Annotated in this window: 11 protein-coding genes; 8 read left to right on the top strand and 3 right to left on the bottom strand. The window is 72.5% G+C overall.

Annotation, left to right across the window (positions count from 1 at the left end; all coding sequences use genetic code 11):
• Position 1 precedes the first annotated feature (1 nt).
• From mtrB to ACGF5T_RS15010, 5 genes are all read left to right on the top strand, one after another.
• On the top strand, positions 2–2,089 hold the full coding sequence (gene mtrB, locus ACGF5T_RS15030; protein WP_356612072.1) for an MtrAB system histidine kinase MtrB: 2,088 nt from the start codon (positions 2–4) through the stop codon (positions 2,087–2,089).
• Positions 2,079–3,920 carry an LpqB family beta-propeller domain-containing protein gene (locus ACGF5T_RS15025; RefSeq protein WP_366768797.1) on the top strand — a complete coding sequence of 614 codons (1,842 nt, stop codon included), beginning with the start codon at positions 2,079–2,081 and terminating at the stop codon, positions 3,918–3,920. Before mtrB ends, ACGF5T_RS15025 begins: the two co-directional genes overlap by 11 nt.
• Positions 3,921–4,057: 137 nt before the next feature.
• A complete protein-coding gene (locus ACGF5T_RS15020; RefSeq protein WP_366768798.1) occupies positions 4,058–4,984 on the top strand; it encodes a ComF family protein in 927 nt (308 codons plus the stop codon).
• 313 nt (positions 4,985–5,297) lie between these two features.
• Entirely contained in the window at positions 5,298–5,990 is a 693-nt protein-coding gene (hpf, locus tag ACGF5T_RS15015) for a ribosome hibernation-promoting factor, HPF/YfiA family (RefSeq protein WP_356612078.1), read from the top strand.
• 218 nt (positions 5,991–6,208) lie between these two features.
• A complete protein-coding gene (locus tag ACGF5T_RS15010) occupies positions 6,209–6,964 on the top strand; it encodes a response regulator transcription factor (protein WP_356612080.1) in 756 nt (251 codons plus the stop codon).
• Positions 6,965–6,968: 4 nt separating this feature from the next.
• On the opposite strand, the gene ACGF5T_RS15005 is transcribed toward ACGF5T_RS15010, so the two are convergent.
• Positions 6,969–8,144: a DNA glycosylase AlkZ-like family protein gene (locus ACGF5T_RS15005; protein ID WP_361011232.1), complete on the bottom strand. Its 1,176-nt coding sequence runs from the start codon at positions 8,142–8,144 to the stop codon at positions 6,969–6,971.
• 62 nt (positions 8,145–8,206) lie between these two features.
• On the bottom strand, positions 8,207–8,773 hold the full coding sequence (locus ACGF5T_RS15000; protein WP_356612084.1) for a GNAT family N-acetyltransferase: 567 nt from the start codon (positions 8,771–8,773) through the stop codon (positions 8,207–8,209).
• A 275-nt stretch (positions 8,774–9,048) separates the two neighbouring features.
• Here ACGF5T_RS15000 and secA point away from each other — a divergent pair, with 275 nt between their 5' ends.
• Positions 9,049–11,892, top strand: coding sequence for a preprotein translocase subunit SecA (gene secA / locus ACGF5T_RS14995; RefSeq protein WP_356612086.1), 2,844 nt, complete (start codon positions 9,049–9,051; stop codon positions 11,890–11,892).
• Between the two features lie 231 nt (positions 11,893–12,123).
• On the opposite strand, the gene ACGF5T_RS14990 is transcribed toward secA, so the two are convergent.
• Positions 12,124–12,858, bottom strand: a complete 735-nt coding sequence (locus ACGF5T_RS14990; RefSeq protein ID WP_366768799.1) for an Rv3235 family protein — start codon at positions 12,856–12,858, stop codon at positions 12,124–12,126.
• A gap of 332 nt (positions 12,859–13,190) precedes the next feature.
• On the opposite strand from ACGF5T_RS14990, the gene ACGF5T_RS14985 reads away from it, so the two are divergent.
• A complete protein-coding gene (locus ACGF5T_RS14985; RefSeq protein WP_366768800.1) occupies positions 13,191–13,706 on the top strand; it encodes a DUF6912 family protein in 516 nt (171 codons plus the stop codon).
• Between the two features lie 132 nt (positions 13,707–13,838).
• Positions 13,839–14,510, top strand: a complete 672-nt coding sequence (locus ACGF5T_RS14980) for an HAD family hydrolase (protein WP_356612092.1) — start codon at positions 13,839–13,841, stop codon at positions 14,508–14,510.
• The last annotated feature ends 122 nt before the right edge of the window (positions 14,511–14,632 follow it).

Here is a 14,632-nt window from a genome sequence, read left to right as displayed (position 1 = left end):
CATGAGCAGGGACAGTGCCGCTTCGGCGCCCGGCCGCTCCGGGGCCCGCGCCGGACGGCCTGTCGGCCACCCGCCCGCCGGTTCGCGTTGGCGCCGGCTGCTGGACGGCGGGCTGCTGCACGGCGGGGTGCAGGGCAGTCCGGTGATCCGGCTGTTCATGCGCTGGATCCGGCGTCCCCTGCTGCCCGTGATGCGGCTGTGGCGGCGCAACATCCAGCTCAAGGTCGTCGTGACCACGCTGCTGATGTCGCTGGGCGTGGTGCTGCTGCTCGGCTTCGTGGTGATCGGGCAGGTCCGCAACGGCCTGCTGGACGCCAAGGTGAAGGCGTCCCAGAGCCAGGCCACCGGCGGGTTCGCGGTGGCCAGGCAGAAGGCCGAGGAGGCGGCGAGCGTCGGCGGCGACGACGGAGCTCCCGTGGACGGCCGTTCCCCGCAGAACGTCATCCAGTGGATGAGTGAACTGGTGAAGTCGCTCTCCAGCGGTGGCCAGGGCGCCTTCGACGTGGTCACGCTCCCCATGGGCGGGGACAGCGGCAGCGGTCGAGGCCCGCGCGCCTCCGGCCTGGTCAACTGGTCGCAGAGCGTGCCGGAGGAGCTGCGGGAGCGGATCGACGGCGACACGGCGGCGGCCCAGAGCTACACGCGGATCACCTACGACTCCGACGGGGCCTCCCAGCCGGGCCTGGTCATCGGCAAGCAGGTCAACGACCCGAACGGTGAGCCGTACCAGCTGTACTACCTCTTCCCCCTGACCCAGGAGGAGGAGTCGCTGAGCCTGGTCAGAGGGACGCTGGCGACGGCCGGGCTGTTCGTCGTGGTCCTGCTGGGGGCCATCGCGTGGCTGGTGGTGCGGCAGGTCGTCACGCCGGTGCGGATGGCGGCGAGCATCGCCGAGCGGCTGTCCGCCGGGCGGCTCCAGGAACGGATGAAGGTCACCGGCGAGGACGACATCGCGCGGCTCGGCGAGGCCTTCAACAAGATGGCGCAGAACCTCCAGCTGAAGATCAGCCAGCTCGAGGACCTGTCGCGGATGCAGCGGCGCTTCGTCTCCGACGTGTCGCACGAGCTGCGCACCCCGCTGACGACCGTGCGGATGGCCGCCGACGTCATCCACGACGCGCGCGTGGACTTCGATCCGGTGACCGCGCGGTCGGCGGAGCTGCTCGCCGACCAGCTGGACCGGTTCGAGACGCTGCTCGCGGACCTGCTGGAGATCAGCCGCTTCGACGCGGGCGCCGCGGCGCTGGAGGCGGAGCCGATAGACCTCCGGGAGGTCGTCCGGCGGGTCGTCAGCGGCGCCGAGCCGCTCGCCGAGCGCAAGGGCACGCGGATACGCGTCGTCGGTGACCAGCAGCCCGTGGTCGCCGAGGCGGACGCCCGGCGCGTGGAGCGGGTGCTGCGCAACCTCGTCGTGAACGCCGTCGAGCACGGCGAGGGTCACGACGTCGTCGTCAAGCTCGCGGCGGCGGGCGGTGCGGTGGCCGTCGCGGTGCGCGACTACGGTGTGGGGCTCAAGCCCGGCGAGGCCACCCGGGTCTTCAGCCGTTTCTGGCGGGCCGACCCGGCACGCGCGCGTACCACCGGCGGTACGGGACTGGGCCTGTCCATCGCCCTGGAGGACGCGCGGCTGCACGGCGGCTGGCTGCAGGCCTGGGGCGAGCCGGGCGGCGGCTCGCAGTTCCGGCTGACGTTGCCCAGGACCGCGGACGAGCCGTTGCGGGGCTCACCGATACCGCTGGAGCCGACGGACTCCCGTCGCAACCGCGGGCTGCACGACGCCGGTCTCGACGACTCCGGCCCCCGTGACGCCGGCTCGCCGCGTGGCGGGGACAGGACGGCCGGCGTCCCGGCGCAGGCGACCGGGGGACAGGACCCGGTGTCCGCGCGGGGCCCGATACCCCCGCGGTCGGCCCCGGCGACCCCGACGGCCGACCCGACGGCGATGCCGGGCAACGGAGCGCGCGTGGTGCCGCGGCCCGTGTCGGGCGCCCGGAGGCAGGACGGCGGGCCCGCGCCCGAGGCGGCGGACCGCCCGGACGCCGGGCCGGAGGAAACGAGCAGGCAAGGGGAGGCAACTCGTGGGCGCTGACCGCGGGGGGAGCGGTCGGCGGGTGCCGGCACGCTCGGTGGCGTACGCCGTCTGCGGCGTCGTACTGCTGGCGGGGTGTGCGTCCATGCCCGACAGCGGGGACCTGCGCGGGGTGGACTCCACGCCGCGCCAGGACCCGCAGGTGCGGGTCTTCGCGATGCCGCCGCGGGACGGCGACTCGCCCACGGAGATCGTGCAGGGCTTCCTGGAGGCGCTGACCAGCAACGAACCGCACTACGAGACGGCCCGCCAGTACCTGACGGGCGAGGCGGCGAGGACCTGGGAGCCGGAACGCTCCACCACGGTGCTCGCGGGCGGGCCGGGAACCGAGTCCGACCACTCCGGCAGCCGTGAGGAGGCCAACGACTACTCGGTCACGCTGACCGGCGCCCGGGTCGCCACGGTGGACGCCCAGCAGTCGTACGCGCCGACGGACGGCCAGTACCGCGAACCGGTCCATCTCACCCGCGACGGCAAGAGCGGGCAGTGGCGCATCGACGCCGTGCCGCAGGGCGTCATCATGGGCAAGTCGGACTTCCAGCGCACCTACATGTCCGTCAACAAGTACTACTTCGCCTCGAACACGGGCCCCACGACCCAGGCCGGTACGAGTGCGCAGCCGGCCGCCGTCGCCGATCCGGTGTACGTGCGGCGGCTCGTGGACCCCATGACCCAGGTGGTGCGTTCCCTGATCAGCGGTCCGACGAGCCTGCTCGGTCCGGTGGTGCGGTCCAGCTTCCCGACCGGTACGGCGCTCGCCGAGAACGTCGACTCGCTGACCCCCGACGACCACAACAAGCTGACGGTGCGCCTGAACGACGAAGCGGCGGGGGTCGGCGCGGGCAAGTGCGACGAGATGGCGGCGCAGCTCCTGTTCACCCTGCAGAACCTCACCCCGGTGGTGGAGGAGGTAGAGCTGCGCTCGGGCCGTGAGCAGCTCTGTTCGCTCACCGAGGACCGCGCGGAGGCGGTGGCGACGCGCGGCTCGGCCCAGCGTCCCGACTACCTGTACTTCGTCGACGACGAGGACCGCCTGGTCCGCATCGCCGCCGGCACCAACGGGACCCGGCCGGAACGCGTCCCCGGCGCGCTGGGCGAGGGCGCGGCGGCCCTGCGGTCGGTGGCGGTGTCGCGGGACGAGCACAGCGCGGCCGGGATCGGGCTGGACAACAAGTCGCTGTACGTCGGGTCGCTGGTGTCGGGGGGCTCGCTCGGGGACCCGGTGCTGGTCAGCAGGGGCAAGACGGAGGCGGACCGGCTGACGCCGCCGAGCTGGGACGCGCAGGGGGACCTGTGGATCGCCGACCGCAACCCGGCCGACCCCCGCCTGCTGCTGCTGGAGAAGGGCGCGGGCGCGCCGGTGGAGGTGCGGACGCCGGGGCTGGACGGGCGGGTCCAGGCGGTCCGCGTGGCCGCCGACGGCGTGCGGATCGCGCTGATCGTGGAGAAGGACGACGAGCGCTCGCTGCTCATCGGCCGGATCGAGCGGGACGGCAAGGCGGGCGGCCCGCCCGCGGTCACCGTCGTCGAACCCCGCTCCGCGACCCCCGAGCTGGAAGAGGTCACGGCGATGTCCTGGGCCGGTGACAGTCGGCTCGTGGTGGTCGGACGTGAGCGCGGGGGTGTTCAGCAGATCGGGTACGTGCAGGTCGACGGGTCCACGCCGGAGGCGTCGGTGCCCGCCGCCCTGACCGGCGTGAAGGAGATCGCCGCGACGGAGGACGAGCGGCTGCCGCTGGTGGCGTACTCGGAGGACCTGATCGTCCGGCTGCCGTCCGGACTGCAGTGGCAGAAGGTGACGGAGGGGACGGCGCCGGTCTATCCGGGGTGATCTCCGGGGCGTGCGGTGCGGTTGCGCACTCGTGTGGGTGAGGCGCGGCGGCGGGGGCGCGGAGTTGTCCACAGGGACGTCTCCGGCGTTTTCCACAGGCCTGGTCGAGTCGTGCCGCCGTCGGCACAGTGGTGGCCGTGCGGACATGGTGGCGGGACCTCGAGGACCTGGTGCTGCCGGCGGAATGCGGCGGCTGCGGCAGGGTGCGTGCCGTGCTGTGCGGCAGGTGCCGTACGGCCCTGAGCGGGGCCGCGCCGAGCCGGGTGCGGCCGGTGCCGGAGCCGCCCGGGCTGCCGGTCGTGCACGCGGCCGCGCGGTACGCGGACGAGGTGCGGGCCGCTCTCCTGGCCCACAAGGAGCGGGGCGCGCTGGCTCTCACGGCACCGCTCGGCGCGGCGCTGGCGGGGGCGGTGCGCGCGGGGCTCCGGGAGGCGCGCGGGGACGCCGCTGGGACGGCGACGGCGGCGGGCTCGGCGGGGCGGGGGCCGGTGCTGTTGGTGCCCGTGCCGTCCGCGCGGCGGGCGGTGCGGAGGCGCGGGCACGACCCGGCGCGGCGGATCGCCCTCGCGGCCGCCGCCCAGCTGCGGCGGGACGGGACGGCCGCCCGGGTGGTGACCGTGCTGCGCCAGCGACGAGCCGTGGCCGACCAGTCGGGGCTCGACGCCCGGCAGCGGCTCGACAACCTGGCCGGCGCACTGGCGGTCGTCCCCGGCGGGGGCCGCCTGCTGTGGGCCGGGGGGTCCGTCGTCCTGGTCGACGACCTGATGACGACGGGGGCGTCGTTGACGGAGGCGGCGCGCGCGGTGCGAGCGGAGGCGGCCCGGGCGGACGGGGTGGAGACGCTCGCCGGGAGGGTCGTCGCGCCCGAGCGCCGGACGGGGCCGGGCAGGCACCCGAGCGGAAGATCGGCTGTGTATCCGTCGGCGCCAGGGGAAGGCAGAGAGGAACGGAAGACCGGGCCCCGAATGGCGGGTCCGAACGGAGGCGATGGCGTGATACGTCGAGTGATCCGCGCGGCAGTGGTCGCGGCTTCACCGGAAGCCTTCGAAATAAACCGGAACTGACTGGGAACTTGTGTTGTTGCAGGTAATGGGAGGGCCAATTCACCGGAACGGAGGTACGCCGCAGTAGAGGGTGACGACTTCCGCCCCGGCGAGATATGTTCGGTTGTGAGGCAAAGCCGCAGGCCACACCTCTCGAATCCGAATGCCGCGCTGCGGGTTCCCACGTCATCACCCGCACCGGGGGAGTGGAGATACCGCCCGCGGGGGAGGAGGTGGAAGTCACCGAGTCCGAGGTTCCGGTACGGACCGGAATCTGGTGCGAAAGGGAGATGCTCCGCCGTCGAAGCGGAGCGATCCGGGAACGGAGTTCTGCGTGGACATCGTCGTCAAGGGCCGCAAGACCGAGGTGCCCGAGCGGTTCCGGAAGCACGTGGCCGAGAAGCTGAAGCTGGAGAAGATCCAGAAGCTCGATGGCAAGGTGATCAGCCTCGACGTCGAGGTGTCCAAGGAGCCGAACCCCCGACAGGCCGACCGCTGTGACCGAGTGGAGATCACGCTCCGCTCCCGCGGTCCGGTGATCCGGGCGGAGGCAGCGGCGAGCGACCCCTACGCGGCGCTCGACCTGGCGGCGGAGAAGCTTGACGCACGGCTGCGCAAGCAGCACGACAAGCGCTTCTCGCGTCGCGGATCGCGCCGGATCTCGGCGGCCGAGGTCGCCGACCACGTCCCCGGCGCCGCGACCCTGAACGGGAACGGCGAGATCGTCCCGGAGGAGAAGCAGGACGGCGTCCCCACCAAGAAGATCGGCTCGCTCGAGGTGCAGGGCGACGGCCCGCTCGTCGTCCGCGAGAAGACCCACGTGGCCGCGCCGATGACCCTCGACCAGGCGCTCTACGAGATGGAGCTGGTCGGGCACGACTTCTACTTGTTCGTCGACTCCGAGACCAAGGAACCCAGCGTCGTCTACCGGCGGCACGCCTACGACTACGGCGTGATCCACCTCACCACGGACACGATGGTCACCCAGTCGCACGCTCCCGAGGCGGGAGACGCGCTGGGCGGCTGACGACGCCGGAACAGTCGGTGCCCCTGGGAGCGCGTGTGCGCCCCCAGGGGCACCGGTGTGCGACGGTGCGCGAGGGTTGCGACCCCCTCGTGGCGCCGCTCGTCCCCCCGGTGTCGGCCGGACATGGAATCATGGCGGCAACGGCCCAACCGGTGGGTCGTTGCTCTGGGTTGGCGATGGCTCAGGACCTCGGGCCACAGCCTTCAGGGGGAGGAACGATGGCGGACACTTTCGGACCGATGCGGGGCGAGGGCGTCGACGGGATCGACGACGGCGCCGACGGCATGGGCCCGGACGCGGGCTCCGCGCGCGAGGAGCCGATCAGGGTCCTGGTGGTGGACGACCACGCCCTGTTCCGCCGCGGTCTGGAGATCGTGCTCGCGGCCGAGGAGGACATCCAGGTCGTCGGGGAGGCCGGGGACGGCGCCGAAGCCGTGGAGAAGGCCGCCGACCTGCTGCCGGACATCGTCCTGATGGATGTGCGGATGCCGAAGCGGGGCGGGATCGAGGCGTGCACCTCCATCAAGGAGGTGGCCCCCAGCGCGAAGATCATCATGCTGACGATCAGCGACGAGGAGGCCGACCTCTACGACGCGATCAAGGCGGGCGCGACCGGCTATCTCCTCAAGGAGATCTCGACGGACGAGGTGGCCACCGCCATTCGCGCGGTGGCCGACGGGCAGTCGCAGATCAGCCCCTCCATGGCGTCGAAACTGCTCACCGAGTTCAAGTCGATGATCCAGCGGACCGACGAACGCCGGCTGGTGCCCGCGCCGCGGCTCACGGACCGCGAGCTGGAGGTCCTCAAGCTCGTCGCCACGGGAATGAACAACCGGGACATCGCCAAGGAACTGTTCATCTCCGAGAACACCGTGAAGAACCACGTGCGCAACATCCTGGAGAAGCTGCAGTTGCACTCCAGGATGGAGGCCGTGGTGTACGCGATGCGGGAGAAGATCCTCGAGATCCGGTGACCGGTCAGGCGAGCAGGCGGGCCAGCTCCCCGGCGAGGGGCTCGCGCAGGTCCGGCGCGTCGACCCGCTCCACGCGCACGTCCGTGCAGTCCACCCAGCCCGCCGCCTCGACCAGCGCCTGGGCCACCGCCGGGACCGCCTTGGGGCCGTCCAGCGTGACCTGCCTGGCGACCAGGGTGCGTCCCTCGCGGGCCGGGTCCACGCGGCCGACGAGCCGCCCGCCCGCCAGGACCGGCATCGCGAAGTAGCCGTGCACCCGCTTCTGCTTGGGCACGTAGGCCTCCAGGCGGTGGGTGAAGCCGAAGATCCGTTCCGTGCGCGCCCGCTCCCAGACCAGGGAGTCGAAGGGCGAGAGCAGTGTCGTGCGGTGCCGGCCGCGCGGGGGCGTTCCGAGGGCCGCGGGGTCCGCCCACGCGGGCTTGCCCCACCCTTCCACCGTCACCGGGACGAGCCCGGATTCGGCGATGACGGCGTCGACCTGCTCGGCCCTGAGGCGGTGGTAGTCCGCGATGTCCGCGCGCGTGCCTACCCCCAGCGACCGGCCGGCCAGCCGGACCAGGCGGCGCAGGCACTCCGCGTCGTCGAGGTCGTCGTGCAGCAGTCCGGCCGGGACGGCGCGCTCCGCCAGGTCGTACACCCGCTTCCAGCCGCGGCGCTCGACGCACACGACCTCGCCGTACATGAGCGCGCGCTCCACGGCGACCTTCGTCCCCGACCAGTCCCACCACTCGCTGGTCCTCTTCGCGCCGCCCAGGTCCGTCGCGGTGAGGGGGCCCTCGGCGCGGAGCTGCTTGACGACCTGGGCGTAGACACCGTCGGGGAGGTCGTGGTTCCACTGCGGGCGGTTGCGGTAGGCGCGGCGGCGGAAGGCGAAGTGGGGCCACTCCTCGATGGGCAGGATGCAGGCGGCGTGCGACCAGTACTCGAAGGCGTGGGTGTCCGTCCAGTAGGCCGCCTCGACCGCCTTGCGGCCCACCGCGCCGAGGCGGGCGTAGGGGATCAGCTCGTGGGAGCGGGCGAGGACCGAGATGGTGTCGAGCTGCACCGCGCCGAGATGACGCAGGACACCGCGGACGCCTCCGCGCCGGTCGGGGGCACCGAGGAACCCCTGCGCGCGGAGGGCGAGGCGGCGGGCCTCGTCTGCGGACAGGTCCGTGGCGGGGGGCGGGAGGGTCGTCATACGTCCGCACGATAGGCGGTGGGTCTGACAGGGGGAGCCCCGCGGGCGGGCGGCGCGGAGGGTCAGGGCGCCGGCACGTACGGGGCCGCCGACGGGAGGGCCAGGTCCGAGGGCAGGAGGGAGCCGATCCAGCAGTCGCGCCGTACGCCGTTGTTGCTGATCGCGGAGCGCAGCGTGCCCTCCATGGTGAAGCCCGCGCGCAGGGCCACCGCGCGGGAGGCCGTGTTGCCGACCTCGGCGCGCCACTCCAGGCGGTCGATCGCGCGCTCGGTGAAGGCCCAGCGGGCGACGGCGAGGGCGGCCTCGGTGGTGTAGCCGCGCCCGCGGTACTCCTTGGTGCCCCAGTAGCCGATCTCCCCGACACCCGGGGAGACCACCGTGACACCGAGCACGCCCACCAGGTCACCGGCGGGGAGGAAGAGGCCGAAGGTGAACATGGAGCCGTTCGCGAGGCCGTCGGGGACCATCTGCTCCGTGAAGCCCTTCGCGTGCTCCGGCAGGTAGGGCGAGGGGATCGTGGTCCAGCGCTGGATGTCGGGATCCTGGCAGGCGGCGTACACGGCATCGGTGTCCTGGCGGCCCACCGTGCGCAGCACGAGGCGGTCGGTGGTGAGGGTGACGGGTTCCATCGGCCGATTCTGCGCGGCGCCCTCGGCGGGCGCCATCCTTTTGCACTGCGTGAACAGAGGGTCACTTTCCGTGTGTTTCCCCGCGGGCGTGGCACCATCCGCGGAGCCCGGACGTTGAACCGGGTGACAGCAGACCTGAAGCTGGACGAAGGAGCACACGGTCCCCGTCACAGCAGGCTCCCGGGGCGGCGGGGTCCTCGCATACGATGGCCGTTGCTCAGTACGTCACAGGAAAACGACCGTCCCAGGCCCGACCGGCAAGGAGACCAACCCCCGTGTCCGTCCTCTCGAAGATCATGCGTGCAGGCGAAGGCAAGATCCTGCGCAAGCTGCACCGCATCGCGGACCAGGTCAACTCCATCGAAGAGGACTTCGTCGACCTCTCCGACGCCGAGCTGCGGGCGCTCACCGACGAGTACAAGCAGCGCTACGCCGACGGTGAGAGCCTGGACGACCTGCTTCCCGAAGCCTTCGCCACCGTCCGGGAGGCCGCCAAGCGCGTCCTGGGCCAGCGCCACTACGACGTGCAGATGATGGGCGGCGCCGCCCTGCACATGGGCTACGTCGCCGAGATGAAGACCGGTGAGGGCAAGACCCTCGTCGGCACGCTGCCCGCCTATCTCAACGCCCTGGCCGGCGAGGGCGTCCACATCGTCACGGTCAACGACTACCTGGCCGAGCGCGACTCCGAGATGATGGGCCGCGTCCACAAGTTCCTCGGCCTGAGCGTCGGCTGCATCCTCGCCAACCAGACGCCGGCCCAGCGCCGCGAGATGTACGGCTGTGACATCACCTACGGCACGAACAACGAGTTCGGCTTCGACTACCTGCGCGACAACATGGCGTGGTCCAAGGACGAACTCGTCCAGCGCGGCCACAACTTCGCCATCGTCGACGAGGTCGACTCCATCCTGGTGGACGAGGCCCGTACGCCGCTGATCATCTCCGGTCCGGCCGACCAGGCCACCAAGTGGTACGGCGACTTCGCCAAGCTGGTCACGCGCCTGAAGCGGGGCGAGGCCGGCAACACCCTCAAGGGCATCGAGGAGACCGGCGACTACGAGGTCGACGAGAAGAAGCGCACCGTCGCCATCCACGAGTCGGGTGTCGCCAAGGTCGAGGACTGGCTGGGCATCGACAACCTCTACGAGTCGGTGAACACCCCGCTGGTCGGCTACCTGAACAACGCCATCAAGGCCAAGGAACTCTTCAAGAAGGACAAGGACTACGTCGTCATCGACGGCGAAGTCATGATCGTCGACGAGCACACCGGCCGCATCCTCGCCGGCCGCCGCTACAACGAGGGCATGCACCAGGCGATCGAGGCGAAGGAAGGGGTGGACATCAAGGACGAGAACCAGACGCTCGCCACGATCACCCTCCAGAACTTCTTCCGCCTCTACAAGCGCCACGACCACAACGGCAAGGAACTGCCCGGTCTGTCCGGCATGACCGGTACGGCGATGACCGAGGCCGCCGAGTTCCACCAGATCTACAAGCTCGGCGTGGTGCCCATCCCCACCAACCGGCCGATGGTCCGCAAGGACCAGTCGGACCTGATCTACCGCACCGAGGTCGCGAAGTTCGAGGCGGTCGTCGACGACATCGAGGAGAAGCACCGCAAGGGCCAGCCGATCCTCGTCGGCACCACCTCGGTCGAGAAGTCCGAGTACCTCTCGCAGCAGCTCAGCAAGCGCGGCGTCCAGCACGAGGTGCTCAACGCCAAGCAGCACGACCGGGAGGCGACGATCGTCGCCCAGGCGGGCCGCAAGGGCTCCGTGACGGTGGCGACGAACATGGCCGGCCGTGGCACGGACATCAAGCTCGGCGGCAACCCCGAGGACCTCGCGGAGGCGGAGCTGCGCCAGCGCGGCCTCGACCCCGAGGAGCACATCGAGGAGTGGGCCGCGGCCCTGCCCGCGGCGCTGGAGCGGGCCGAGCAGGCGGTCAAGGCGGAGTTCGAAGAGGTCAAGGACCTCGGCGGGCTCTACGTGCTGGGCACCGAGCGGCACGAGTCGCGCCGTATCGACAACCAGCTGCGCGGCCGCAGCGGCCGTCAGGGCGACCCCGGCGAGTCCCGCTTCTACCTCTCCCTCGGCGACGACCTCATGCGGCTGTTCAAGGCCCAGATGGTCGAGCGCGTGATGTCGATGGCGAACGTCCCGGACGACGTGCCCATCGAGAACAAGATGGTCACGCGCGCGATCGCCTCCGCCCAGTCGCAGGTGGAGACGCAGAACTTCGAGACCCGCAAGAACGTCCTGAAGTACGACGAGGTCCTCAACCGGCAGCGCGAGGTCATCTACGGCGAGCGGCGCCGCGTCCTGGAGGGCGAGGACCTGCAGGAGCAGATCCAGCACTTCATGGGCGACACGATCGACGCGTACGTGCAGGCCGAGACCGCCGAGGGCTTCCCGGAGGACTGGGACCTCGACCGGCTCTGGGGCGCCTTCAAGCAGCTCTACCCGGTGAAGATCACCGTCGAGGAGCTGGAGGAGGCGGCCGGCGACCGGGCCGGTCTGACCGCCGACTACATCTCGGAGTCCATCAAGGACGACATCCAGGAGCAGTACGAGGCGCGTGAGGCGCAGCTCGGCTCCGAGATCATGCGGGAGCTGGAGCGCCGGGTCGTGCTCTCGGTCCTGGACCGCAAGTGGCGCGAGCACCTCTACGAGATGGACTACCTCCAGGAGGGCATCGGCCTGCGCGCGATGGCGCAGAAGGACCCGCTGGTCGAGTACCAGCGCGAGGGCTTCGACATGTTCCAGGCCATGATGGAGGGCATCAAGGAGGAGTCCGTCGGCTACCTGTTCAACCTGGAGGTCCAGGTCGAGCAGCAGGTCGAGGAGGTTCCGGTCGAGGACACGGCGCCGTCGCTGGAGAAGGGCGCGCAGGACGCGGTCCCGGCCCAGACGGGCGCCCGCCCGGAGATCCGCGCCAAGGGACTCGACGCCCCGCAGCGCCGGGGGCTGCACTTCTCCGCGCCGACCGTGGACGGCGAGGGCGGTGTCGTCGAGGGCGACTTCACCACCGACGGCGAGCCGCAGCCGCAGTCCGACGGTCTCACCCGCGCGGAGCGCCGCAAGCAGGCCAAGGGCGGGCGTCGCCGCAAGAAGTGACCGCGGAGGCGACAGCGCTCGCAGCGATGGAGCGCTCGCGGTGACGGTGCCTGAAGCGACGGTGCGCGAAGCGACGGCGCGCGAAGCGACGGCGCGCGAAGCGACGGCGCGCTCGAAGTGACAGCGCCGCCAGTGGCAGGGTGCGGCGCCCGCGGGTGCCGCACCGGCCGGTGGAAGGGCCGGGCACCCCTGGGCGCCCGGCCCTTCGGCCTGTCCCGGGGCGGGGGCCGCTCAGTCGTCGTCCGTGTGCCGCCCGCGGGGGCCGCCCAGCTCCACCGCCGTGCAGCGCCAGCGCAGGTCCCGGCCCCGCTCCAGGCGGAAGGCCATGGCGCGGAGCTGGTCACCCGCGCCGATGCGGGCGAAGACCTCCAGCGCGCCCGGCCGGGGCTCGAAGTAGCCGATGTCCCGGACGACGGGGAGGGCGCCGCGGGTGCGCAGGGGGCCGCGTTCGGCGAGGCGGGCCAGCTCGTCGTAGGCGCGCCCGACGGTGTGGCGGAGCATCGAGTGGACGGGGCGTCGGCCGCTGAGCACGTGGAGGAGCAACTCGGCGAAGTGGTCGGTGGGGCGGAGCTGCGGGACGGGGCGTCGAGGGGTCTGGGCGGGCACGAGAGGCGGCTGCGGGGGCACGGCGGCCCCGCGTACGGCGGGCGCGGCGGGGCCCGTCCCGGGGGCTCCCCCCGCCGCCCGCCGGGTCGCCCCGCCGGTACGGCCCGGACCGGTCGCGGCGGGGCGGGTGTCCGTCGGCCTCGTACGGGCCCGCGCGGTCCTGCCCGGGGAGCCCGGCGGGCGGCCACCGGTCGCCGTGGCCCGCACGCCGCTGCCGCCGGGCCTGCGGGGCGGGACGCCACCGGACGCGTGAGCGGGAGCGCTCGTGGACGCGGGGTTCGGTGCGAGAGGCGCGTGGTCCGGTGCGAGGAGGGACGTGCCGGCCGGGCTGAGCTGGGTCCTGGTCATGACCTTGCGCATGGGGACTCCCCGTTCGGTGGCCCGGCCGAGGTGATACCGGGCAGTAACTTCGTGGTCGTGGATCTTGTACGGGGTGGCGGGGCGGTACGGCAAGGCGGGGGGCGGCCGGGGCGAGGGGGCCGGGAGGTTCACTTATCCGAGTGATCGGAGCCGGGGGAGAGCCCGGAACGGAGGGGGTGCACCGGGTGAGTTCCGGGGACCGGAGTGGACGTGTGGGGCGTCACGTGCGGGAACCCGAAAGGGGACACCCGCACGTATCCTGAAGCCCCTTCCACGCCCGCCCCAGGCCGTTCGGTGCCTCTGGCGGACCCGACCACGAAAGCGGCCGTCACATGCGCGTCTACGTCCCCCTGACCCTCTCCGGTCTCGCCGAGGCGCACAGGTCGGGACGGCTGGAGACCGGACAGCTCCCCGCGTACGCCGTCACGCCGGCGCTGCGCGAGTGGTACCTCACGGACGACATCGAGGAGCTGGAGTACGCCGCCCTGAACCGCGCCGCGCTGGCCTCGCTGCGGCTGCTGGCGGCCGACGCCGGCGCGCCGCGCCGCCGGGTCGTGGTCGCCGCCGACGTGCCCGACGGCGGCGTCTCGGCCGATGCGGGGCGGGGGCCCGATCCCGCGGAGCTGGGCGAGGTGCGGGTCGCGGGGCCGCTGCCGCTGGCCAAGGCGGCCTCCGTGCACGTCGACTCCGGCGACGCGGAGGCGGACGTGACCGCCGCGGCCGACGCCCTCGCGGCGGCGGACGGCGGGGATGACGACGCCCGGTCCGTCGTGGACGGCGCGGAGGACCACGAACTGCTGTGGTTCGCCACGCAGGAGATCCCGGCGCTGGTGGCGGAGCGCGGCTGACGCCTCCGCCCGGGCCCGGTTGCGCGGATGGGGCCCGGCCCCGGGGTGTCCGTTGCCGGTCCTCGCCCCGGGTTCGGGCGTACAGCCGGGGTGGCCGGCTGATTGTCAGTGGCGGCGGGTACGTTTTCGGGCATGGGGATGCAGACAGGGGCGCACATCGTCTGGGACTGGAACGGGACGCTGTTCCACGACAACGACGCGATCATCGCGGCGACCAACGCGGCCTTCGCCGAGCTGGGGCTGACACCGATCACGCTGGAGGAGTACCGGACGCTGTACTGCGTGCCGGTGCCGAAGTTCTACGAGCGGCTGATGGGCCGGCTGCCCACCGAGGCCGAGTGGCAGGTCATGGACTCGGCCTTCCACCGCCACTACATCGAGCACCGCGTGCGGTGCGGGCTCACCGAGGGCGCGGCGGAGCTGCTCGCGGGCTGGCGCTCGGCGGGGCGCAGCCAGTCGATCCTCAGCATGTACGGCCACGACGAGCTGGTCCCGCTGGTGAAGGACTTCGGCATCGAGTCCCACTTCATACGCGTCGACGGCCGGACCGGGCCGTCCGGGGGCAGCAAGGCCGAGCACATGGTGCGGCACCTCGCGGAGCTGGCGCTCGCCGGGGTGGAGCCCGCGCGCACGGTCGTGATCGGGGACGCCGGCGACGACGCGGTGGCCGCGGGGCACGTGGGGGCGCGGGCGGTGCTCTACACCGGGGGGTCGCACAGCCGGGCCAGTCTGGAGGGGTTCGGGGTGCCGGTCGTGGACACGCTGCGGGAAGCCGTGGCGGAGGCGGAGCGGCTGGCGGCGTAGGCACCGGCCGGTCGGCCGGTCGCGGCACGTGCCGCGCGCCGGGTGGTCCCCGGCCGCCGCCGGCGGTGGGACCCGCGGCGGTGGTGCCGCGTCGGGGCGGCCGGACCCGGCACCGTGCGACC

Source organism: Streptomyces sp. NPDC047853 (genome assembly GCF_043204535.1).
Taxonomy (GTDB): Bacteria; Actinomycetota; Actinomycetes; order Streptomycetales; family Streptomycetaceae; genus Streptomyces.
Note: the sequence above shows the minus strand (reverse complement) of the source record. Positions and strands in the feature narration are given on the sequence as shown.